The sequence below is a fragment of the Sphingobacterium sp. R2 genome, assembly GCF_040760075.1.
GTDB lineage: Bacteria > Bacteroidota > Bacteroidia > Sphingobacteriales > Sphingobacteriaceae > Sphingobacterium.
Window position 1 is genome coordinate 2,975,889 of sequence record NZ_CP142884.1, and the last position, 22,347, is coordinate 2,998,235.

Below are 22,347 nucleotides of genomic sequence, written 5' to 3' on the forward strand. Positions count from 1 at the left end.
TTCTTCCATAATAAAAAATGAATTAGTAGTAAGATGTTAGATTTCATCATAATCTTTTCTCTCTAGCCAATGGAAATTGTTGGCAAGATCGTTTTTCTTCAAAATTTTATTAATGACAAAATGTCTTCTTTTTGATTTAGATATTGAACATAGCTTGAGTTGTTTGTGCTAATCGCAACCACAGACAGCAGGTTTTTATTATTTATTTTTTTATTCAGAATTTACTTTAAAAAAGCGATTTTTGTAACATATAAATTTTGTGTAGATGTAGGCTTTTTAAATCGATAGGAGATATGGAAGAACTGGAAATGCAGGTGAATCAAATAGAGCAATTAATAGCAAGTGAAGACCTTGTTGGGCTGGAAGAATTTTTGAATGAATTAAATATTTCAGAAGTAGAAGAGCTGATTGATGAGTTGCCCGAACATGGTCCGTTATTTATTGAATCATTAAATTTGAATCGCGCAGTAAACGTTTTTCGTATTCTGGATTTCCCTACTCAGAACAGGATTTTTAAGAAGCTTTCTAAAGCGAAAATTAGTGCCTTAATTAACGAATTGCCTCCTGATGATCGGACTTCTTTTTTTTCTGAAATGAAGGACGATATAAAGCATCTAATTTTACTTTTACCACCCAAAGATCGTGTTGAAGCATTGGCTTTACTGGGATATCCGGAAGATAGTGTGGGGCGCTTGATGACGCCTGATTATATCACCGTAAAAGAGCATTGGAGTATCGAGCGAATACTGGGTCATATCAGGCGGTATGGAAGGGATTCAGAGACGATAGATGTATTGTATGTGATTGATGGTGCGGGTAAGCTCGTTGATGATATACGGATCAAAGATGTATTGATGGCGGAGCCCGATACAGTGGTTGGGGAATTGATCGATCATCGCTTAATATCGCTCAATGCTTATGACCCGCAGGAGGAGGCAATCAACATCTTCCGGATGAATAATAGGGTGGCCTTGCCTGTTGTTGATGAACATGGCGTGATGTTGGGTATTGTTACTGTTGATGATATTCTTTGGGTTGCCAACGAGGAGTATACCGAAGATATGCAGCGCATCGGGGGAACCGAGGCCTTAGATGAGCCCTATTTGGATGTATCGATTAAGAACCTGGTGAAGAAGAGAGCCGGTTGGCTTATTGTACTTTTTCTTGGGCAACTTTTGACAGCGACAGTGATTGAACATTTTGAAGAGCAAATGGCAAGTGCGATTATGTTATTTGCATTGATGCCGGTTATTATTTCCAGTGGTGGCAATAGTGGTTCGCAGGCGTCGACATTGATTATCCAGGCGATGGCTTTGGGGGAAGTTACGCTAGGCGACTGGTGGCGGGTGATGCGTAGGGAGATTATATCGGGCTTGCTCCTGGGACTTATTTTGGGTACATTAGGTTTTGTGCGGATTATGGCCTGGCAGTCTTTTGCGCATAGCTATGGTGAGTATTGGGTGTTGGTTGCATTAGTTATTTCGCTGTCTTTGGTTGGTGTTGTGCTCTGGGGATCTTTGATGGGGTCTATGTTGCCTTTTGTGATGAAACGGCTGGGAGCTGATCCTGCGAGCTCATCGGCACCCTTTGTATCGACTTTAGTTGATGTTACTGGCTTATTGATTTATTTTAGTGTGGCTACGCTTATTTTGAAAGGTGTACTGCTTTAGGGGGTATTGATATTGATAGATATACCCTATTCATAGTCAGCAAAAGAACTATAAAGTTCGTTTTATAACCGGGAAAGGGGTTTTTTAAAGGGGAGTGGAAAAATAAAAATAAATTATTCTAATTGGAATTTAGGAAGTTGTAAAAAATGTGATCAAAAAATTTGTACTATTCTAATAATCTTCCGATACTTGCATCACGGAAACGCAATAGGGTCTCCGGAAAAATTGAAAAATACTCCTGAATAGCTCAGCAGGTTAGAGCATCTGACTGTTAATCAGAGGGTCGCTGGTTCGAGCCCAGCTTCAGGAGCAAGTTAGTAACTTACATAACCGGAGTTATCTATATTATTCAATTTTTTATTCCTGAATAGCTCAGCCGGTTAGAGCATCTGACTGTTAATCAGAGGGTCGCTGGTTCGAGCCCAGCTTCAGGAGCAGCAATGCAATAATTTTATTTGCATAACAAATTAAAATGTACTACTTTTGTACACTCAGTGGGAAAGAAATTTCTCGGAATTAAATTCCTGAATAGCTCAGCAGGTTAGAGCATCTGACTGTTAATCAGAGGGTCGCTGGTTCGAGCCCAGCTTCAGGAGCAATATTTAAACCGGCTTTATGCCGGTTTTTTTTGTTTACCATGCTTATAAAAAAACTATGAGTTTAGTAATTATTGGTACGGTGGCTTTCGATACTATCGAGACGCCGTTCGGTAAAACTGACAAAATTCTAGGTGGTGCCGGTACATTCGCGAGTCTGGCGGCATCCTATCTGTGTGATCAAATCAGGTTGGTCAGCGTTGTTGGAGAAGATTTTGGAAACAACTATCTTGATCTTATCAAGAACCGGGGTATAGATGTAACGGGCATTCAGGTAATAAATGGTGGTAAAACTTTTTATTGGTCGGGCAGATATCATAATGATATGAATAGCCGCGATACCTTAGCTACAGACTTAAATGTATTGGCTGAATTTGATCCAATTATTCCAGAGAGCTACCAGGATTGTGAATATCTTCTCTTGGGTAACCTTACCCCTCAAATACAGTTAACCACCTTGGCGCGCTTTAAACATAAGCCAAAGTTAGTTGTGCTCGATACAATGAACTACTGGATGAATGTTGCGATGGATGACTTAAGAAAGGTTCTTCTGATGGTTGATGTCTTAGCTATAAATGATTCAGAAGCCAGACAACTATCTGGCGAGTATTCCCTTGTTAAGGCAGCAAAAGTTATTTTGGAAATGGGGCCGCGCTATTTAATTATTAAAAAGGGTGAGCATGGTGCACTTTTGTTCGGTGAGAATCAGATCTTTTCTGCTCCGGCGCTTCCATTAGCAGATGTGTTTGATCCAACTGGCGCAGGTGATTCTTTTGCAGGAGGTTTTATTGGATATCTGGCGAAAGTAAAAAGCGTAAACTTTACAAATATGAAGAACGCCTTGATTTTCGGTTCTGCACTGGCTTCATTTTGTGTAGAGAAATTTGGAACAGATCGCTTGGTTAATCTCACTCAAGAGGACATACAAAAGCGATTGAACGCTTTTGTAGCGCTATCTCAGTTTAATTTATAATCATCATTTATCTTTTAATTTTCCAATAATTTGGAATTTTAAAAATACAGTTTCTGAATGAGGAGCGTCTTGAAGCTCCTCAGTTAGATCTTGCCCTGCCCAGTGCTCGTAATGCATTCCATTTTTCCACAATCTACTTTTGCCCACATCATAAATGTAGCCACGGTAGGCAACCCAGATCTGCGGTTTGTCGCAACCGTTGCGTAAAGCTAATTGACTTTTGCTATATTCTAATAATTCCTCTGCCATTAGTGATGTTGAGTTGGCGAAGATATAAAAACTAGGCTACTTTATACGACGATAGCGATTTTTTCATTAATTTTCTGGCAACATGTATTCGTGTCTTTACTGTTCCAATAGGGATATTCAGGTGTTCAGATATCTCATGATATTTAAAACCTTCAAAGTAAAGTGTAAAGGGGATGTAATACTCTTCGGAAAGATTTGATAATGCTTCATGAATGTCCTGCATCACAAATTTACTTTCTCCTTGATTGGCGGAAGCAGACGAGAGGAGGTTTGCATTAGAAATATCTTCATCTTTTGTGATAAAGGAGTTTGTTTTTACAATACGTCTATAGTTATTAATAAATGTATTTTTCATGATGGTATACAGCCATCCTTTTAAATTTGTACCTTCTCTAAAATTTTTAAAATAGGTTACAGCTTTCAGAATTGTATCCTGAACGAGATCGTTTGCATCTTCGTAATCGCTGGTAAAATTTCTGGCGTACAGTTTTAATGAGTCGGATTGCTCAATCACCATGGTGTCAAATTCATTCTTAGTCATAGCTTAATGAATTATAACTGTTCTTTTTACAAAACAGTAAGTTTATAAAATCAGGTTCATAAAGTATGAGGCAAATAATGCGCCAAAAATTGTAAAATAGAATTTGTTAATATAATTTTAAGGTTATTTTAAGGCAGATAAGACAGTTTTAAGACTAACTTTAAGTAAATAAAATTAGCTAAAAGTGATTCTGTAGCCCTATGGAGCGTTTTTGGAGTCACTTTTTACTTGTGAAAAGTTTACGCGAATTAATTAACGGTTTTATAACAAATTAACCTCACGCTCTAGCGTAACGCCAAATTTGTTGGCTACGTCGCTTATAATATGTTCCGACAGCTGGTAAATTTCCTGTCCACTAGCGCTTTGTCTATTTATTAGTACAAGAGCCTGATTTTTCCATACACCTGCTTGTCCATATTCCTTTCCTTTCCAACCACATTGTTCGATTAACCATCCTGCAGCTAATTTTGTTTCATTATTGGGCATTGGATAGTGCGGAATAGTTGGGTATTCTTTTTGGAGCGTAGCGAAGAATGATTCAGTTACTATGGGATTTTTAAAAAAACTTCCTGCATTTCCGACGGTACTGGGGTCGGGCAGCTTTTCCACGCGTATTTTGGAGACAACGGTTGCAATATCGGCAATAGTTGGATTGGTTATATTTTCTTTATCAAGCTCTGCTTCTATTGCGCCATAACTTGTGTTAAGATGAGGGGTTAAGCTGAGTTTATAGGTTACTTGAGTGATAATAAACCGGCCCTTATGTGCTGTTTTAAAGATACTGTCCCTATAGGAAAAATAGCAATCTTCCTTCTGGAATAGTACAAACCTACCTGTATGTGTATCAAAAGCCTGGCATTCGTGAAAGATATACATTAACTCTGTCCCATATGCACCTATATTTTGAACGGGGGAGGCGCCTACAGTGCCAGGAATCAGCGCCATGTTTTCAACACCAGCGTAATTATGCTCAATGCAATACCAGACGAAGTCGTTCCAGATTTCTCCAGCTTGCGCTGTTACATAGACATCGTTGCCATCAGTTTTTGACTGTATGCCCTTGCTTGTCATGCGGATAATATATCCCTCGAAAGCTTTGGTGAACAAAACATTGCTTCCAGCTCCCAGAACAAAAAAATTGTCTTTGAAAATGTTGTTTTTAAAAATTTCGGTCAATGTTTCATTATCCTTCACTTCAATGAGAAAATTTGCCTTTTCCTCTATTCCAAACGTATTGAAAGGTTTTAAAGAAATATTCGATTGAACGTTTAACTCCATATTGACTTTAATTTTCAGAAATTCAAAAAAATCAGCTATCTTTAGCATGATAATCGGTAAAGATAGTATAAACCGTTTATTTTACGATAAAAAATATAAGTTTAATGGGTAATGCAGATGTAAAAAGAATCAAAATTCTAGAAGCTGCGACAAGGCGCTTTGCACACTTCGGAATGGCTAAGACAACGATGTCGGAAATAGCCAAAGATCTCAATTTTTCAAAAGCATTGCTATACTACTATTTTCCAGACAAAAATAGCTTATATTCTGCTGTCTTCGAATATGTAATTGATAAAATGATCGAAGATCTGGAGGTCGTGATAGGGAAGGGAGGCGACTTCGAGGAAATCATGATGTACTCCATTGATATGCGTGTCAAAATTATCAATCAATATTATAATTTGTTTGAATATACCATGAAGATGGTGAAAGAACTCCCCGACGAATTGGAGCAGGTGTTTAAAGAATCTTATCTTCGGGAAGTTGAAATTATTGAGAAGATTCTGAAGATCGGTATTGATGCTGGAGAAATACAGGTTGAAGATATCAATGAAACGGCCAGAATTCTTTTATACTCGCTGTTCGGTATGCGTATGGGCATACTGAAGGATATGAAAAATATGCTATTTCCCACAAAAGAGGAATTCGATCATATCCTGAGTTTACAAAAGAAAATGATGAAAATCTTCTTAAATGGCTTACGGTTTCAGGCTAAGTAAGTGTTGATTGAAGAATGTGTCCGATAATCTGTTTGGCATGTATTCGTGAATTTTCAATAAACCATAGGTGGGTATTTAAGCCACCACAAACAACGCCTGCTAGATAGATTCCCGCTACATTTGTTTCCATCGTGTCTTCATTATGACTTGGAATACAAGGTGCTTCTAGGGGAATGTCAATCCCGATCTTTTTCAAAAAATCAAAATTGGGTCGATAGCCCGTTAAAGCCAGCACAAAGTCATTTTCGATTTCGATAGTACCATTTGGGGTTTGGATATACGCGGAGGTCGGTGTTACTTCGGTCAAGCAGCTATTATAATAGACATCAATTTCCCCTGCAGCAATTCGATTTTCAATATCTGGTCTTACCCAGTATTTTACCCGATGACTGATTGCGCTGCCACGGATGACCAAAGATACTTGAGCTCCTTTTCGAAAAGTTTCAAGCGCAGCATCAATAGATGAATTACTAGCGCCAACAACAATTACCTTTTGACTGCTATAATAATGCGGGTCATCATAATAGTGCCTGACTTTGGGAAGTTCTTCGCCCGGAATATTGAGCAACATCGGAATGTCGTAAAAGCCGGTCGCAATAATGATTTTTTTGCTCAAATACATCCTTTTATTGCTGGTAACCAAAAAACCGGATCCTTGCTGTTTGATGTCAAGTACTTCTTCGAAGAGGTGTGTATCTAGGTTGAACTTTTGTTGTATGCGTCTGTAATACTCCAAAGCCTCCATCCGTCTGGGCTTAGGATTGGTTGTTACAAAAGGAATATCTCCAATTTCTAATCTTTCGGAGGAAGAGAAAAAAGTCATATTCTGGGGATAATTATAAAGAGAATTAACCAAACAGCCTTTTTCAAGGATAAGATAATTTAAATTTGATTCTTTCGCTTCTAGGGCACAAGCTAAGCCAATTGGCCCGCCGCCAACTATAATCAGGTCGTACTGTGTCATGCTATCACTCATGATGTAAATGTCGATAATTTTATAGAATAAATCAGCTTAAAGCCTTTTGCAGATCATTTTCTGACATTGCTGTGCTTTTGGCGTGGAGATCCTGAACAATTTTATGTAAATCTTGAGCAATTTTACCTAAAAACTCTAATTGCTCGTTCAGGAGCTGTCCATCTACTGAACTGGTGTTTGTATGGGCAAATCGGTCATTTGGAATCTCGATGATCAGAGGAACGAATTCCTTGGTACTATCTTCAGAATGTAGCAGTTGAATGGATTGTTCAAGTGAACTTAAGATTTTTCGGATTGCCCGAACATGGTCCTTATTGATATAATTATTGTCCATTTCGTCAAGATGGTTCATTAAGGTCACCGAGAAAGAAGCCAAAATATGGTTGAATATGACGAATTTATTCACTTCCTTCGTATATTTTTGACGTTTTTTTGGTTCCGTCAGCATCCGTTGGAATGTAGAACCCATATTGGCTGTTTCTACATAGACAGCCTTGCGGGTCAATTTATAATCGGTGACGGAAGGTGCTTGACCTGCAATTTCTTTCAATGCCTGAACAATGTAATTGTAGTTGGCGATAAGTAGCTTACGCATGGATTCCTTGACTTGCATGCTTTCCCAATTTGGGAAAATAACATAGCTGGATAGAAACGCGATCATACCACCTATAAATGTATCCAATATTCTTTCTTTTGTGACATCCAAGGTATTGGCACTGACAAAGCTCAGCATAATCAATACATAGGGTGTCATAAAAAGTACGGCAATAACATAATTAACTCGGAACAAGCTGTATGCCGTTAGAAAAAAGAATACCAACAGTACGAATAGCACAGTGGGATCATGAATGGTTAAGAGTATAAAGGCTCCTATGAGCCCACCTATTGTGGTTCCGATAAGCCGTTGAATATTTCGCTCTTTTGTGAGTCCAAAGCCAGGCTTTAAGATCACCATAATCGTGAGCAGGATCCAGTACACATTGTTGGTGATATTGGTTACTTCAAACACATAATAAGTGATCGACATGACAATTGCCATCCGGCAGGCATGTCGAAATATAGTCGATTTTAAAGTAAGGTTTTCACGAAACTTTTTTAAATCGATTGGGGAGCTCTGGACAAAACGTTTTGCATCATCAATTTCTTTGCGTTTGACATCATCCGGCTGTAGATGTGAGTAGCCGTATATATTTCTGATTCGACGAACGAGATCGCGCAAATTGATTAATACTTTGCGTAATGCGAACGTGCTGTACTGTTGGTTTCGATCCAGCTGATCGATCTTAGCATGAAGACGGCTGAGATCTGTGTCGAAATCATATAAGGGTTTAGGCTGTGTATTTGTATTGAGCTGATAGGCTAAATTGTCAAGCTCGTTGGTGTATTTTAAGATCACATTTTTGAAATCTTCTAAGATTCCCGTGGGGCCAAAGCGCTCACTGATGGCGTTATAATCATAATGCGCTGCCATACTTTGCTCAAAGAGGTCGACGATATCATTGAAAACGAGTGTTAGGTAGCGTCCTACTTTCGTGGTATCTTTAATCGATCGTTTACTTTGAAACAATACATCCCGTAAGTTTTCCTGATGCTGGTTTACTTCAACTTGTTTGTCAATAAGCTTCAGGTAATTTTTGTCATTATCGATTTTGGCATCGTAAAAATTAGCTTTCAACCGGATGTAATCTGCGACATAACGGATCGTTTCGGACAGTTCCTGTTCAGCCAACCGGTAAGGACGAACCTGGGTAATGGAAAGACTGATGGCGATATACCATAATCCTCCTAATGTATAAAAGCCTAAATAATTGATGGCTTCTGCGATGGGGTAGTGAATCTGTACATGAATCAACATCATCAGAATACACATGAGGCCCACATTGGCAGCTCTGCTATTGAATACTGCAAACATAGCGAATATAAAGCAGGCCATGCCGATAAATATTGCTAGTAGATATACATTTTGATTAACTACATTGGTCAGAATAAAAGTTAGTGTAGTCAAAATTGCTCCCGCAATCATCCCTTTCCTTCTGTGGCTGGGGGCTCCCGGTGTATCGGAAAGGCCCACTAGAAGGGCGCCCAAGGAAACGATTGTTCCATTGGTAAACTGTCCGAAAGTAGCAAATATAAGGACAGGCACGATACATCCAATAGTGATTCGGAGTCCATCAGCAAAATATTGGCTGTAGAAAAAACTTTTTATTTCTTGTGTCTGTTTCATAATGTATAGTACAAACTTAGATAAATTGCTTTTCATATTAAAAACAATTGTTCTTCGATATTACTCCATGAGCGCGGTAAATCGCTATTTCATTTATAGCCCTCTAACAGAGGAAGAAGCTTAATTTTTAGTATTACTGGTGATCTAAGGATAGCAATATCAGAAGTGTTTGTTAGTATGTTTATAATAATATAATTGTTTTTTTGATCAATTTATATTTTTTTATTTGTTTAAATATAATATTATTATATTTGGAGGCATAGGGTAATTTCAGAGATATTACAGAATTTCAAGAGTCACCTAAACTCTCTTGACCACTTTCAAAGATTTAAATATGAAGCAAAGTAAAAATGAAGCCGTCTTTCAGGACGAGGTATTGACACGCTTTGAGCTTTTCAAAAGTTTGTTTTTAACATTGCCGTTTCAGCGTGTTAAAGATACCGGAACTTTATTGCCATTTTTTGCAAAGCAATGTGAAAAGGGTGTCGATCAGCATTTAACTCCTGATGAGATCATAAAAAGTTTCTTCGATCAGCATGAGGAATTTTCTTCGGAAGAGCAACGTATCGATTTGTTGTTTCGATTTGTTCAATATATAGAGCGTCAGGTCGTCTTATTTGACGCAATAGAAGATTCTTCATTTCAGATGGTCGGCCGCGGCGATGATGAAAACGTTTTAGGAGCATTGATTAAGAATGCCGAAGGCAGTGATGATATGCGACGTAAGATCGTTTCTAAATTGAAGGATTTTTCTGTACGTCTCGTGTTGACTGCACATCCTACCCAGTTTTACCCCGGACCAGTATTAGGCATTATAAACGACCTAATTGATGCAATCAAAACCAATGATATACATAGTATTCACTTGTTACTGCAGCAATTGGGTAAGACGCCATTCATCAACAAAAATAAGCCGACTCCAGTAGATGAGGCTGCCAGTTTAGCTTGGTTTTTGGAAAATGTGTTTTATAAGGTCGCTTCGGAGATTCAGTCGTTCATTGATGATGAACTAAATGTAGAGACAGAAGAAGTAAAACAATTGATCGAATTGGGCTTTTGGCCGGGAGGTGACCGTGATGGTAATCCAAACGTAAGTGTGGAGAGCACCAAGAAAGTTGCCGCCCTATTACGTACTATTTTATTTAGATGTTATTACAGGGATTTTCGTATCGTTAGGCGGCGGATCACCTTTCGTGGGGTTGAAGAATATATGGAAAATCTGCAAACATTGTTCTACGAAAATAGCTTTAATCCAGTTGATCATCCTGTGGACGAAACCGACAATATTATCACTAATCTAAAAGCAATCAAAAATGTTTTAGTGCAATACCACAATGGTCTTTTCGTTGAGATTGTTGATGATTTACTCCGCAAAGTGATGACTTTCGGTTGTTTTTTCACCACATTGGATATCCGACAAGATAGCCGCATACTTCGTGAGGCTACCAATTATCTGATCCAGCACAACCAAGAGAAGACCGGGATGCCATTGGATTACCTAACGCTGAATGAAAGCGATAAGCAAAAGGCATTAAAATTTAAAGAACTTGACTTAACAGTAGGAGAGGATGCGGATGCGTTGACGAAGGATACTTCCGGAGTGATCAAATTATTGAAAGATATCCAGCGTTCAGGTTCTGAGCGAGCAGCACAACGCTTTATTATTAGTAATTGCCAACAGGCCAGTGATATCTTGGGACTTCGTCAACTATTTTTATGGTCAGGTTGGAAAAAAGAGGCTTTGACGATAGATTTTGTGCCTTTGTTCGAGACTGTTGATGACTTGACTAGGGCGGCAGATGTAATGAAAACCTTGTACAGTAATAAGGAGTATAAAGCACATTTAAAACGAAGAGGAAATAAGCAGACAATCATGTTGGGTTATTCAGATAGCACGAAAGACGGTGGGTATCTGATGGCCAATTGGTCTATCTATCGTGCAAAAATCGAACTCACGGCAATATCACGCGAGTATGAAGTCGATCTGGTATTTTTTGACGGTCGTGGTGGCCCGCCAGCCCGGGGTGGAGGAAAAACACAGCGTTTTTATGCATCTATGGGAAAAGAAATCGCCAATGATCATATTCAGTTGACGATTCAGGGACAAACCATCAGTAGTCAGTACGGGTCTTTAGATACAGCGCGCTTTAATATTGAGCAATTGTTGCACGCCGGAATTATTTCTGACTTGAAACAACGTGTGGGCGACACATTAACGAAACATCAACAAGAAATCATTGACAAACTGGCTGAGCTAAGTCACCATAAGTTTATGGATCTACGCACGAATGAATTATTTTTGCCGTACTTGGAGACCATGTCGCCATTAAAAGCTTTATCGTCGATCAATATTTCAAGTAGACCTGTTAAACGTAATTCGGGCCGTGAGTTGCGGTTGGAAGATTTGCGCGCAATTAGTTTTGTGACCTCTTGGAGCCAGCTGAAACAAAATATCCCCGGATTTTATGGGGTGGGAACTGCACTGCAATGGGCGGAAAAAAATAATCTTTGGAAGGATGTGCAGCAATTATATGTTTCTTCGGGATTTTTCCAGACATTGATCGATAACTGTATGATGTCGATGACAAAATCCAATTTTGACATTACCGCTTACATGAAAGACGATCCTATTTATGGTGATTTTTGGAAATCACTGTACAACGAATATCAGGTCACCAAAGAATATCTGTTGAAACTTAGTGGAACGTCACAACTGATGGAGAATTATCCAGTGGATCGTGAGTCTATTTTAGCGCGGGAAGGAATTGTGCTGCCGTTATTGGTTATACAGCATTTTGCTATTCGTGCATTAAATTCGGATCAGCTGACGGATGCACAACGTGACGATTATTCGAAATTAATAGCACGTACAATCTTTGGCGTTGTGAATGCGGGAAGAAATGTTGCGTAATTTTGCTTTCTTTTTAAAGATAGGGTTTCGGAGAACATATATTTTATCTACTTTTGTATAGTTAACAAAATTGATATGAAGATTAATAAGTTATTTATTGTTGCGGCTTGTGCAAGTACATTATTTGCATCTTGTGGACAAACTGCTGAAGATAGACAGCGTCAATATGCGAATGCTTCGTTAGCAGATGGTGATGCATTTGCAATGATTAAATTCGTTGGCGAAAATGGAAACTACCTGGTAAATCTTGCCGATGTAGCAGTAAAACAATCTACTTCAGCTGAGGTGAAAAATGTGGCTGCTAAGATTAAAGAAGCATATGCAGCCGTGTTACCAGAATTGGACAATCTAGCGAAGGAATTGCATGTTGGCGACGCACAGCGCGGTGTGCCTGCATTTCAGATCCCAGCGTCAATAGGTTCAGACAGTACATCTGCATTCAACGATAAAGCATTTTTAGCACTTGTGGTTGAAAAACAAGGAGAGATCAATACAAGATTATCGCATGAGGAGCTCAATACGAATAAAAATGTCATTCATGTTTCCGAAGAATCTTTGAAAAAAGTGGCAGAAATCTATACGTTAGCCGGTGGTAAAGTTGAAGAACATCATCACTAAGCAGTAGGCTAAAGAAATTGAGAAGGAGTATTCATGTAAATGAATACTCTTTTTTTATGGCCATGTCTGATCAAACTCCCTGCAATAATCGTTTGTTATTTGTTAAATTAATGATAACTTAACATTCATATAACATAGTTTTTAATTACTGTGTTTATTTTAGCATAATTTAATGAATTATATATAAAGTGAGATACGCCGCAATAGATATAGGTTCCAATGCAGTTCGTCTTTTGATAGCTGACATTATAGGACAAAAAGACCAGTATAATTTTAAGAAAACTACACTGCTACGTGTTCCGCTTCGTTTGGGGGATGATGCTTTTATTCATCAGGAAATATCGCCACGGAAAGCAGAGAGTTTGGTAAAAACAATGAAGGCATTTCGTGAACTGATGGACGTATATCATGTGGAAGATTATATAGCCTGTGCCACTTCCGCTATGCGTGATGCGAAGAATGGAGCTGATATTGTTGCTGAGGTAAAGAAAAACGGTATAAACATCGATATTATAGAAGGTGCAAAAGAAGCTGAGATTATTTACAATAGTCATTGGGATAATAAGATGGAAAAGGATAAAGTTTACCTTTACATTGATGTAGGCGGTGGTAGTACAGAATTGTCGTTGTTCGCGAATGGCATTTTGGTCAACTCAAGGTCTTTTAATCTAGGAACAATACGAATTCTCGATAATCAGGACAAGGCCGAAACCTGGGATGAATTGAAAGAATGGGTGCGAAGCAATACACATATGTATAAGCAGGTGATTGGCATTGGTACGGGTGGTAATATTAATAAGCTTGCGCGCTTATCCAATGAAAAATTGGATAGGCCGTTATCCTATGCCAAATTAAAGGCTGTATATGAACATTTATCGTCATTTTCTTTAAAGGAGCGTATAATTTTATTGGGTTTAAACGAAGATCGTGCAGATGTAATCATACCTGCGAGTGAAATTTTCCTGACAATTATGAAGCATGGCCGTCTAAAACAAATCATCGTACCAAGAGTTGGGCTTGTTGACGGTGTAATTAGAACGTTGATCAATAGGAATTTAGTAAAATAATGCTTTAAAAAGGTATTTTCGACTTGTAAAAGACTGAAAATTCTTTATTTTTGTGATACCAAAGGTGAACATAAGCCCAGGTGGCGAAATTGGTAGACGCACCATCTTGAGGGGGTGGCGCTCGTATGGGCGTGGCAGTTCGAATCTGCTCCTGGGCACTTTAGCAGACAACTCTTTAAATTGAGTTTGTCTGCTTTTTTTATGCCTAAAATCAGTTACCTCTTCTGCAATTTCAATTTTCAGCTGTTCTAGCAACATCACAATACTTTATCGTAAATGCGAAATTTAAGAGGTTGTTATTTTGGCAGAAATTTAATAATGTTTGGGCATATTTGGATTTGTATAAAATAAGTGTTATCTTAGGTTATTATATTTAATTTTATTGATAATAAATTCATATCGTTTTATATATTACCGATAGTAGAACTAGCCCATTAAAACTTTATTATGTTTACAAGAAATTTTTTGCTTCTTATCAGCTTGCTTGTATGGATTAGCTGTACCAAAGATCCTATCGAGCCTAAAGTAGAACCACCTGTAGTGGTACCTACAGATACCACGAAAAATGAACCTACTTTTCCAAAGGATAAATACGAAATTCGGAAAGTACAGTTACCGATGAGTGAACTTTTTGCCGATGACAACATCGATGAGCAGGTTTACTTAGGTGGTATATGGCATCTAAAGGATACGATAGAAGGTCCCCGTTTGGAAAGCATGGAATCTAAGGCAAAAAAAGTAAAATTCCATTTTTTATCTCACAACGACGCTTCTGTCGATTTGGGATTTTTTGAACCTAGTTATAGTAATGTCCTTAGTTATGCAGATAAGTTCGAAAAATCGAAACAGGTGAGCAGCATAATATTCAGTTCCAGTACGTTTGAGGATTATGCCCAAATACAAGGATATCTCGGTAACTCGAAAGATGTAAAAAAAATATTGTCGCTTGTAAAAAGGGGCGACTCAACGACAATTAACAAAACAAATAGTACACTGCGGGTAAGCAACGTCAATAAACTCACCCTATTTATCGATTTTATGGAATATCATGATGCTTATCCAGAAGCTGAAGTAGCTGTTTTTTCCGAGGCAGGTTATTCTCCTTACGTACTCTCCTCAGTAACTTACGGCACGCATACGATTCTAATGGGAGAAACGGATTCAACACGGGCAAGCTTAAATACAGCCATAGATAAAATATTGGACAACAAACCATTGGATGAATTCGATATTAAAGTGCTTGATTGCAGTAAGCTACTGATATACTACCGTGGTGGCGGTAAGAGGAGCTTTATTCAATATCCAACAGGAGCAAAAGCTATCGAAACTGTACTCCTTGATATGCTTCTATATAAGAAGCAAACAGAAAATATTTTTAATTATCCTCTTACCTATGACTTTATGAGTCTTAAAGACTTCAGCACGTTGCGGTATTACAATATATTTGACGTTAGGGTAAAGAAACAAAAATAAACGAGACAAAAATAGAAAGGAGATAGTTAGCAATATTTTTTTATTCCATTTCACTCAGATTCTTCAAGCGGAGTAAAGCATTCGGCCAAACCTGATTAAAGTATTCGATGAAGTCGTCGTTCGTATCTACATCCACTTTCAATTCGGTTTTTCCTTCGACGGCGAAAAAAGAATAGTTTTCCAGTGCGCCAGCCCAATCCTCGACAGCGGGGCCCGATAATATTTCTTGGCCCTTATTCAAAATTCCCAAATGCCTGATCGATACAAATGCATTGGGAATATATTGTGCAATCTCAGCGATCATCCCTTCTTTCTCACCATGCTCATTGATTCCGATGAAATTAATTTTTTCGCCCTCCTCCCATATGCCTTCGAAATCAGAGCTTGGATTGAAAGCACTTGTCCACTTTTTATACGTTTCTTTATCAAGCATTGTTTTAAAAACGCGTGAGACAGCAGCATTAATCTTAATTTGATAAGTCAGTTTCTTCATTTTCTATTTTTTAGGAAAGTTTGGATCTGCTTTTATTTCTACGATCTGTTTGGTATGACGTGCACAGTGTCCGGCAATAAACATTAGAGCTTGGTAACCATCAATGGGACCAGTTGGAGAATCGCTGACATGATTTCTGAGATCTTCTACATCAGCCTTTTTAATATAATCAAGCACGGGTTGTCGGGTTGCATTGAAATCAGTGAGTGCAGTTCTTACATCTTTATAAATTCCTTCGGGCTGAAGTTCCTTGGGCGCTTGATATTTTTGGCTCCGGTCAGTCAGGGCATTCTTAAGATTCTCATCTGTCAATTTGATTTCATTTCTTCTTTCAGGTTGGGGATCTTGATCCAGGCCCTTCTTCGCCATTTCAAATATTATCCGTTCCGAACGGATAATATGCTCAAGGCATTGACTGATAGACCATTTGTCGGATGCGGGCTTAAACTGAAGTTGCGCTTCGCTTAGTCCAGCAACTTGTCTTTCAAGTTCTGCACTTGTTTGATTAAAGTACTGTACTAGCGAGTCGGTTCCGATGTACTCATCTTTTAAGGTCTGTCTTTCTTGTAAAAAAGCAACGCTTTGATGGTTCTGAATGAGCAATGAGGGGAGTTCAGCTATTGGGGGTATTAAGGAAGCAGTTGCTACACTGGCAATTGCTATCGCGTTCATAATTAGATTCATAAGTTAACATGTTTTAAGATTGAAAAATAAATGTCACTACTTCTTTACAATTATAATGCTTTTTTGTTTTTTATAACTTTCCATAGGATAAGAAAAAGCCGTTATGAAAAAATTTCTATTCATAACAATCATTTGTTGGTCTTAGTGGCATTAGTTTGTATGAAAAGGATATATTAGATAATAAGTGTTTCTTATACATTTATAAATAAAAAGCTTATCTTTAGCATAATAACAGACCTAAAATTTAATAAATCTATGTTTAATAATATTTATAGGCATCTTTTTAGACGATCAACATTGAAGGGGTGCATTTTATTGTGTGTAGTGTCATTGAACAGCACCGTTGCTTTAGCACAACAGACATCGGTATCTAGTCCGGATGGCGCTCTTGCCGTTAAACTGAATCTTAGAAATGGCAATCTATTTTATGAAGTTGAATTGAGTGGAAAGACTATGTTGGAAGCTTCACCGCTTGGACTCCAAAGCAGTACGATTAATTTAATTGATAGTCTGCGTCCTATAGGAGAAAAGAGGTCAGAAATCTCCAGTAATTACAACGAATTAAAAATAAAGCGCAGTCAAGTCACCTATCAGGCAAATGAGCTAATTTACCGCTTAGAGAATCCTTCAAAGCAGCAGATAGAGGTTACTTTTAGAGTAAGCAATAACAATATTGCGTTCAGATACTATGTTCCTCAGATGGGGGAACCGGCCAACTTCACCTTGATAAAAGAAGAGAGTGGATTTAAATTTCCAATATTTACAACGACATTTTTGACAGCTCAGGCTCCTCCGATGATCGGTTGGATGAAGACAAAGCCAAGTTATGAAGAGGAGTATCAAACAGATCAGCATTTGGGACTTGCTTCAAAATATGGTATGGGCTTCACTTTCCCAGCGCTCTTTCATGTTGGAGATCGCGGATGGGTACTTGTCTCAGAAACTGGCGTATCAAGTGCGTATTGTGGATCTAAATTAAGTGAGGGTACGAAAGATGGCCTTTACAAGATAGCTTTTCCAGAAAATGGGGAGAATAATGGGATTGGACGGGCGGCTCCAACGATTTCATTACCTGGTTATACACCTTGGCGAACACTAACTGTTGGAAGTAATTTAAAACCTATTGTCGAAACCACAATTCCTTTCGATGTCGTCGAGCCTCAGTATAAGCCTTCGAAGCAATACGAGTTTGGACGGGCAACATGGAGCTGGTTGGAATGGCAAGACGCTAGTATTAATTTTGAAGACCAAAAGAAGTTTATAGACCTTTCATCCGCAATGGGTTATGAATTTGTTTTAATAGACAATTGGTGGGATACAAAGATTGGTCGCGCGAAAATTAAACAACTGGTTGATTATGGAAAAGAGCGCGGGGTCAGTATTTGCTTGTGGTACAACTCAAATGGATACTGGAACGATGCACCACAAACACCTAAAAATAAAATGAATACATCCATCGCGCGTAAGGCGGAGATGCAATGGATGCAACAAATCGGTATTAAAGGCATTAAAGTCGACTTTTTTGGAGGTGATAAACAGGAAACATTTAAGCTATACGAGGATATTCTTTCTGATGCTAATGATTATGGATTAACTGTTATATTTCACGGATGTACTTTACCGAGAGGGTGGGAGCGAATGTACCCGAATTTTGCGGGTAGCGAAGCCGTATTGGCTTCTGAAAACTTAATTTTTACACAGCATGCAAATGATATGGAAGCTTTTAACGCAACATTGCATCCTTTTATTCGCAACTCGGTCGCTGCTATGGACTTTGGGCCAGTTTTGTTAAACAAACGCCATAACCGCGAAAATAATGGTGGTACTATCCGCAAGACAACGGAAACTTTCCAAATAGCAACCGCTGTTTTATTTCAAAATCCGGTTCAAAATTTTGGTTTGACACCGAATAACTTACAGGATATGCCAACCCATGTAATCGATTTTATGAAGCAGGTTCCAACACTTTGGGATGAGACTACTTTTATCGATGGTTATCCAGGTAGATACGTTATACTTGCCCGCAGGAAGGCGGATACGTGGTATGTAGCTGCCATCAACGCAGGGGGTAAGGAAAAAACTATTTCGGTAACATTACCCATGTTGACCACAGATAAGGTACAACTGATCGAAGACAATAAAGCGCGGGCATCTGAACAAAAACAAATCCGACTTGCTAATGCTAAAACAATCAAATTGACATTACAGCCCCAAGGTGCTGCTGTTTTAATAGGCAAATAGCCAATAATTGGCACTTCTCCCTTGATTAAAGGAAGCTTTCTTTAATCAGGGAGAAGTGTTCGGACTTCTAAGATCTTGTGACTTGTTGATGCTGTCCCAGCTTTAATCTTCAGTTCTATTTTCGTCTTATCTATAGCATTTTGGGGAAGCGGTATTTGTATTGTTTTAATAATTGTTTTCTCATCCTTGTCTTCCCATGTACTTATGGTTTTACCATTGATCATAACTTCAGTTATTCGAGGTGAGCTATCTGCCAGCAATTTGATTGCTACTAGTTTAGTCTCGGGTGTTATTTTCATCGTATAACTAAACCAGCTTTTTGTCTCTCGCCATCGCGTATCGCCGAATGCTCCAGCATTGCTACCTTCCTCGCGAAAAAAGTGATCTGATTCTGGTTGCTGTTCACCAGCAACTACTTTATCGACCGTTTTGGCATTAAGGGCCAAACTTTCTATTTCGTCTCTACTCATTTTATCCTGTAATTCCTGTAATTCTTGCGCTGTGGCTTGAGGCCAATAGATCATATAACGAGAGTCATGAATACCAAAAAATGGTTCGAGTTCCATTTGAAGACTTTGTTTTCCGATATAGAGATCCGAGAGTGTAAAATGCAAAGGTTTGGATGCTATAGGTTTTATAAGAGCTGGAATATTATTAGGCTCAGCCTTAAGGACTGGAAGATCACGTAAAGGGATTTGTTTTCCTGATGCGATGTGTCCCATTCGGCTATCATCTGCCTGCAGTCCGCTGAGGTTTTCCTGTCCTGTGCGAGCTCCCAAAACAATAGGTCCATATAAAATACTGTAATAGTTACTTTTATCGGGCAATTGTTCAGTATGTATCTCCATAGGTAATTCTACGCTAACAATATCACCTTTTCGCCATGTTCGTTTGATGTGTATATGCTCATTGGTCAAATAGAAATTTTCGTAGCGCTTACCATTGATCGAAACCTTCGGATTAGTGTTTAACCAGCCCGGTTTACGAATAAACAGACTGAATGAAGTCGGCTTTTTTGGATTGATTCGTATGCTTGTGTTCGCTTCTGTCGGAAATTTTGTTTCTTGAATAACTTCTATATTTTGCTCCTTCCAGTCTAGGTGTGAAGGAATGTAGAGATTGACATATAAATCATTGTTACGATGGGCATAGATCATTTCACCATATTTGGCGTGATTTTCCATACCTGAACCAACACAGCACCACATACTTGTCTGTGTCTGTGAATAAACGCGATAATGTCCAGGGCGGATCTGTGTGAAGTATACTAATCCACCGTGTTCGGGGTGTTGTGTCGATAGAATATGATTGTAAAGAGCGCGTTCATAAAAGTCGAGATATTTGCCCTGCGGATCAGTTTGGTATAGCATTTTTGTGAGGCGTAACATATTGTATGTATTACAGGTTTCGGGGCCCTCAATGCTGTGGATCATCTTTGAAAAATCATCTGTCGGATTAAAATGTTCACTCACGCTATTTCCACCAATGGAAATGGAACGCTGTTCAACAACGTTGTCCCAAAAATACCTAACGGCTTCCGCCCATTTTTCGTCATGAGAAAGGTCAGCAATACGTTTGAAACCCAGAACTTTTGGAATCTGTGTATTCGCATGAAGTCCTGTTAAATGGTCTTCACGTTGCAAAAGGGGATTGAGAATGGATTTATGGCTGAACTTGCGTGCAAGTTCAAGATAAGCTCTATTTTGGGTAATAGCAGCGACATCTGCGAAGGTTTCATTTAGGCCACCATGTTCACTCCTTAGCATATCCTGTATTTGGGCTTCTGAAAGCTGACTAACCAGCTTTAGTGCCCAATCGGTCATTTTAATAAGCATAGTTTTAGCAGATTCATTTCCGGTCAAAACATAGGCATCCCTTAGACCCGCATAGGTTTTGTGTATATTGTATAGCGGCACCCATTTCCCATTCAGGTTGAAGCTACCTGCATTGATCTTGCCTTGTTGAATTTCCGTCCAAATAACTTGACCATCAGGTACACCACCAATATACCCATTTCCGTTTGCATCCTGACATCGTTTCAAGTTGTCGAGCATATAATCGAGGCGTTCCTTGATACGACGATTTCCTGTAGCAGCATACATATATGCTAGAGCGGATAAATAATGCCCGCCGATATGTCCATCTAATCCCGTATTTTCCCAATTGGTATAAGATTCTTTTTTCAATGGTAAACTGGCTTCACGCAAAAAGGGAGCCAGCAGTCGGTCTGGATCCATTTCCAATAAATAATTAATATCCAGATCTTCGGCATGTTTAAAAAAACCAGGCAACAACCTTACCTCTCTTAAATCGAAATAATTTAATCGGGGTGTTGTTTGGGCGTCAAGCGCCAAACTAAATAAACATGCAAGAACGCTGTGGAAAAATTTGTTTTTTAAAATCATATCGAATGAAATTATCGTGTGTTTTTAACAAGATCTGATGAGCTTGTCTGGTTAGCAATTATGTAAGAGGAACGGTAAATCAAAGATATTAAATGTGTTACTTATTTTAAATGTTTTTTTTACATTTATAGTTCTTTGTTCTAAAATAGGCGATAATTTTTGCGAATCAGGTGATCATCATGAGGCATAATTTCAAAGTTGAGTGGAATGTGGGTGTTTTAATTTTGTATATGACCATATGAAAAATAAAGTTGATCCACTAGTTTTTTTAGCTATACTTGTATATGAATAAAGTTAAAAGTATTGTAGTTTTTTGTGCTTCCAGTTTAGGTAATTCGGCAATTTATGAAGTACAGGCTTCCCATGTTGGTCAGGTTTTGGCTAAATCTGGTATTCGTTTAGTTTATGGTGGTGGACGCGTTGGCTTAATGGGTGCTGTTGCGAATGGAGCTCTCGCTCAGGAGGGGGAGGTAATCGGAGTTATTCCTGACTTTTTAAATTCGAAAGAAAGAGAACATACGGGAGTAACAAAACTGATTACTGTAGATACCATGCACGACCGTAAACGCATTATGAATGATTATGCGGATGGGGTTATTGCTCTGCCAGGAGGTTTTGGTACGTTGGAAGAGCTTTTTGAAATGATAACGTGGGGGCAGTTGGGTTTACATAAAAAACCCGTTGGTTTGTTAAATATTAATGGATTTTATAATCATTTAATTCAATTTGTGGATCACATGGTAGAAGAGGGGCTTCTGAAATCGGAAAATAGAGCCATGCTATTGGTTGCTGATACGATTGAGGAGCTGATTGAAAAGATGCAAAAGTACGAGGCACCAATGGTACAGAAGTGGATTGAGAGAGATGAAGTTTAGACAACAATCGTTACTAAAATAGATCTTTTTTTTCCAATAGCCTATTAGAAAAAAAAGTTAAATTGAATCGTTTGGTAATTATATGCTAGGTAGCTCCTTGTAGATCATTGTAGGGGCGCGTTGATTCTATTTTTAAAAGAAATGCCCGATCATTTGATTCGGGCATTTTTAGTTCAAAGACTTTCAAACAAATCTTTAAAAGTTGTATAAAAGTACTTTGCTTAATCCAGCAAGTAAGTATGCTGTTGCTGTCCCACATTTATAACGCCCGTTCCTACTTATAAAATATCCGAAAAATGTGACCTAATTGAATTTTGTTTCAGATAGCCCTATAGAAATTATGACCTGATTAAA

Annotated in this window: 17 protein-coding genes and 4 tRNA genes; 13 read left to right on the forward strand and 8 right to left on the reverse strand. The window is 38.5% G+C overall.

The genetic code is table 11. The features are described from left to right. Positions 1–293 precede the first annotated feature (293 nt). The 5 genes from mgtE (at position 294) to VXM68_RS12290 (ending at position 3,239) form a co-directional block, all read left to right on the forward strand. A complete protein-coding gene (gene mgtE / locus VXM68_RS12270) occupies positions 294–1,670 on the forward strand; it encodes a magnesium transporter (protein ID WP_293955538.1) in 1,377 nt (458 codons plus the stop codon). A 236-nt stretch (positions 1,671–1,906) separates the two neighbouring features. Beyond that, positions 1,907–1,980: transfer RNA gene (locus VXM68_RS12275), tRNA-Asn, on the forward strand. Between the two features lie 51 nt (positions 1,981–2,031). Beyond that, positions 2,032–2,105 (forward strand) — tRNA-Asn (locus VXM68_RS12280). Between the two features lie 87 nt (positions 2,106–2,192). Beyond that, a tRNA-Asn gene (locus tag VXM68_RS12285) sits at positions 2,193–2,266 on the forward strand. 58 nt (positions 2,267–2,324) lie between these two features. Next, positions 2,325–3,239, forward strand: coding sequence for a PfkB family carbohydrate kinase (locus VXM68_RS12290; RefSeq protein ID WP_367208886.1), 915 nt, complete (start codon positions 2,325–2,327; stop codon positions 3,237–3,239). A 3-nt stretch (positions 3,240–3,242) separates the two neighbouring features. On the opposite strand, the gene VXM68_RS12295 is transcribed toward VXM68_RS12290, so the two are convergent. The 3 genes from VXM68_RS12295 to murB form a co-directional block, all read right to left on the reverse strand. Continuing rightward, positions 3,243–3,488 (reverse strand): cytochrome b5 domain-containing protein, encoded by a 246-nt coding sequence (locus VXM68_RS12295; protein ID WP_293955536.1) that lies wholly within the window; start codon positions 3,486–3,488, stop codon positions 3,243–3,245. A gap of 31 nt (positions 3,489–3,519) precedes the next feature. Next, positions 3,520–4,029 carry an RNA polymerase sigma factor gene (locus VXM68_RS12300; protein WP_367208887.1) on the reverse strand — a complete coding sequence of 170 codons (510 nt, stop codon included), beginning with the start codon at positions 4,027–4,029 and terminating at the stop codon, positions 3,520–3,522. A 261-nt stretch (positions 4,030–4,290) separates the two neighbouring features. After that, positions 4,291–5,355, reverse strand: coding sequence for a UDP-N-acetylmuramate dehydrogenase (gene murB / locus VXM68_RS12305; protein ID WP_294348970.1), 1,065 nt, complete (start codon positions 5,353–5,355; stop codon positions 4,291–4,293). 56 nt (positions 5,356–5,411) lie between these two features. Here murB and VXM68_RS12310 point away from each other — a divergent pair, with 56 nt between their 5' ends. Then, on the forward strand, positions 5,412–6,026 hold the full coding sequence (locus tag VXM68_RS12310; protein WP_294348972.1) for a TetR/AcrR family transcriptional regulator: 615 nt from the start codon (positions 5,412–5,414) through the stop codon (positions 6,024–6,026). On the opposite strand, the gene VXM68_RS12315 is transcribed toward VXM68_RS12310, so the two are convergent. Next, positions 6,019–7,002 carry a YpdA family putative bacillithiol disulfide reductase gene (locus VXM68_RS12315; RefSeq protein ID WP_293955532.1) on the reverse strand — a complete coding sequence of 328 codons (984 nt, stop codon included), beginning with the start codon at positions 7,000–7,002 and terminating at the stop codon, positions 6,019–6,021. The two genes, VXM68_RS12310 and VXM68_RS12315, sit on opposite strands and share 8 nt — an antisense overlap. Positions 7,003–7,033: 31 nt before the next feature. After that, positions 7,034–9,226: an FUSC family membrane protein gene (locus tag VXM68_RS12320; protein WP_293955531.1), complete on the reverse strand. Its 2,193-nt coding sequence runs from the start codon at positions 9,224–9,226 to the stop codon at positions 7,034–7,036. A 334-nt stretch (positions 9,227–9,560) separates the two neighbouring features. On the opposite strand from VXM68_RS12320, the gene VXM68_RS12325 reads away from it, so the two are divergent. The 5 genes from VXM68_RS12325 to VXM68_RS12345 all read left to right on the forward strand — a co-directional run bounded on the left by VXM68_RS12325 (position 9,561) and on the right by VXM68_RS12345 (position 15,295). Next, entirely contained in the window at positions 9,561–12,137 is a 2,577-nt protein-coding gene (locus tag VXM68_RS12325; protein ID WP_293955530.1) for a phosphoenolpyruvate carboxylase, read from the forward strand. A gap of 75 nt (positions 12,138–12,212) precedes the next feature. Then, positions 12,213–12,755 carry a hypothetical protein gene (locus tag VXM68_RS12330; protein WP_294184744.1) on the forward strand — a complete coding sequence of 181 codons (543 nt, stop codon included), beginning with the start codon at positions 12,213–12,215 and terminating at the stop codon, positions 12,753–12,755. Positions 12,756–12,943: 188 nt separating this feature from the next. Further along, the gene (locus tag VXM68_RS12335; protein ID WP_293955528.1) at positions 12,944–13,822 is read left to right on the forward strand and encodes an exopolyphosphatase; all 879 of its coding nucleotides are present in this window, start codon (positions 12,944–12,946) and stop codon (positions 13,820–13,822) included. Positions 13,823–13,896: 74 nt separating this feature from the next. Further along, positions 13,897–13,980: transfer RNA gene (locus tag VXM68_RS12340), tRNA-Leu, on the forward strand. A 289-nt stretch (positions 13,981–14,269) separates the two neighbouring features. After that, on the forward strand, positions 14,270–15,295 hold the full coding sequence (locus tag VXM68_RS12345) for a hypothetical protein (protein ID WP_293955527.1): 1,026 nt from the start codon (positions 14,270–14,272) through the stop codon (positions 15,293–15,295). Positions 15,296–15,335: 40 nt separating this feature from the next. Here the strand turns inward: VXM68_RS12345 and VXM68_RS12350 are convergent, their stop codons facing one another. Then, complete coding sequence (locus tag VXM68_RS12350) at positions 15,336–15,788, reverse strand: SRPBCC domain-containing protein (RefSeq protein ID WP_293955526.1); 453 nt, start codon at positions 15,786–15,788, stop codon at positions 15,336–15,338. 3 nt (positions 15,789–15,791) lie between these two features. Continuing rightward, positions 15,792–16,472 (reverse strand): DinB family protein, encoded by a 681-nt coding sequence (locus VXM68_RS12355; protein ID WP_293955525.1) that lies wholly within the window; start codon positions 16,470–16,472, stop codon positions 15,792–15,794. 255 nt (positions 16,473–16,727) lie between these two features. Between VXM68_RS12355 and VXM68_RS12360 the strand changes: the two genes are divergently transcribed. Continuing rightward, entirely contained in the window at positions 16,728–18,713 is a 1,986-nt protein-coding gene (locus tag VXM68_RS12360; RefSeq protein ID WP_367208888.1) for a glycoside hydrolase family 97 catalytic domain-containing protein, read from the forward strand. A gap of 41 nt (positions 18,714–18,754) precedes the next feature. On the opposite strand, the gene VXM68_RS12365 is transcribed toward VXM68_RS12360, so the two are convergent. Next, the gene (locus VXM68_RS12365) at positions 18,755–21,118 is read right to left on the reverse strand and encodes a beta-L-arabinofuranosidase domain-containing protein (RefSeq protein ID WP_367208889.1); all 2,364 of its coding nucleotides are present in this window, start codon (positions 21,116–21,118) and stop codon (positions 18,755–18,757) included. 284 nt (positions 21,119–21,402) lie between these two features. Between VXM68_RS12365 and VXM68_RS12370 the strand changes: the two genes are divergently transcribed. Beyond that, positions 21,403–21,993 (forward strand): TIGR00730 family Rossman fold protein, encoded by a 591-nt coding sequence (locus VXM68_RS12370; RefSeq protein ID WP_293955522.1) that lies wholly within the window; start codon positions 21,403–21,405, stop codon positions 21,991–21,993. Positions 21,994–22,347 lie beyond the last annotated feature (354 nt).

What these genes read in the sequence shown, in the direction of transcription:
- mgtE (WP_293955538.1), top strand. Translation starts at nt 294, where the DNA reads ATGGAAGAACTGGAAATGCAGGTGAATCAAATAGAGCAATTAATAGCA.
- VXM68_RS12290 (WP_367208886.1), top strand. Translation starts at nt 2,325, where the DNA reads ATGAGTTTAGTAATTATTGGTACGGTGGCTTTCGATACTATCGAGACG.
- VXM68_RS12295 (WP_293955536.1), bottom strand. Translation starts at nt 3,488, where the DNA reads ATGGCAGAGGAATTATTAGAATATAGCAAAAGTCAATTAGCTTTACGC.
- VXM68_RS12300 (WP_367208887.1), bottom strand. Translation starts at nt 4,029, where the DNA reads ATGACTAAGAATGAATTTGACACCATGGTGATTGAGCAATCCGACTCA.
- murB (WP_294348970.1), bottom strand. Translation starts at nt 5,355, where the DNA reads ATGCTAAAGATAGCTGATTTTTTTGAATTTCTGAAAATTAAAGTCAAT.
- VXM68_RS12310 (WP_294348972.1), top strand. Translation starts at nt 5,412, where the DNA reads ATGGGTAATGCAGATGTAAAAAGAATCAAAATTCTAGAAGCTGCGACA.
- VXM68_RS12315 (WP_293955532.1), bottom strand. Translation starts at nt 7,002, where the DNA reads ATGAGTGATAGCATGACACAGTACGACCTGATTATAGTTGGCGGCGGG.
- VXM68_RS12320 (WP_293955531.1), bottom strand. Translation starts at nt 9,226, where the DNA reads ATGAAACAGACACAAGAAATAAAAAGTTTTTTCTACAGCCAATATTTT.
- VXM68_RS12325 (WP_293955530.1), top strand. Translation starts at nt 9,561, where the DNA reads ATGAAGCAAAGTAAAAATGAAGCCGTCTTTCAGGACGAGGTATTGACA.
- VXM68_RS12330 (WP_294184744.1), top strand. Translation starts at nt 12,213, where the DNA reads ATGAAGATTAATAAGTTATTTATTGTTGCGGCTTGTGCAAGTACATTA.
- VXM68_RS12345 (WP_293955527.1), top strand. Translation starts at nt 14,270, where the DNA reads ATGTTTACAAGAAATTTTTTGCTTCTTATCAGCTTGCTTGTATGGATT.
- VXM68_RS12350 (WP_293955526.1), bottom strand. Translation starts at nt 15,788, where the DNA reads ATGAAGAAACTGACTTATCAAATTAAGATTAATGCTGCTGTCTCACGC.
- VXM68_RS12355 (WP_293955525.1), bottom strand. Translation starts at nt 16,472, where the DNA reads ATGAATCTAATTATGAACGCGATAGCAATTGCCAGTGTAGCAACTGCT.
- VXM68_RS12360 (WP_367208888.1), top strand. Translation starts at nt 16,728, where the DNA reads ATGTTTAATAATATTTATAGGCATCTTTTTAGACGATCAACATTGAAG.
- VXM68_RS12365 (WP_367208889.1), bottom strand. Translation starts at nt 21,118, where the DNA reads ATGATTTTAAAAAACAAATTTTTCCACAGCGTTCTTGCATGTTTATTT.
- VXM68_RS12370 (WP_293955522.1), top strand. Translation starts at nt 21,403, where the DNA reads ATGAATAAAGTTAAAAGTATTGTAGTTTTTTGTGCTTCCAGTTTAGGT.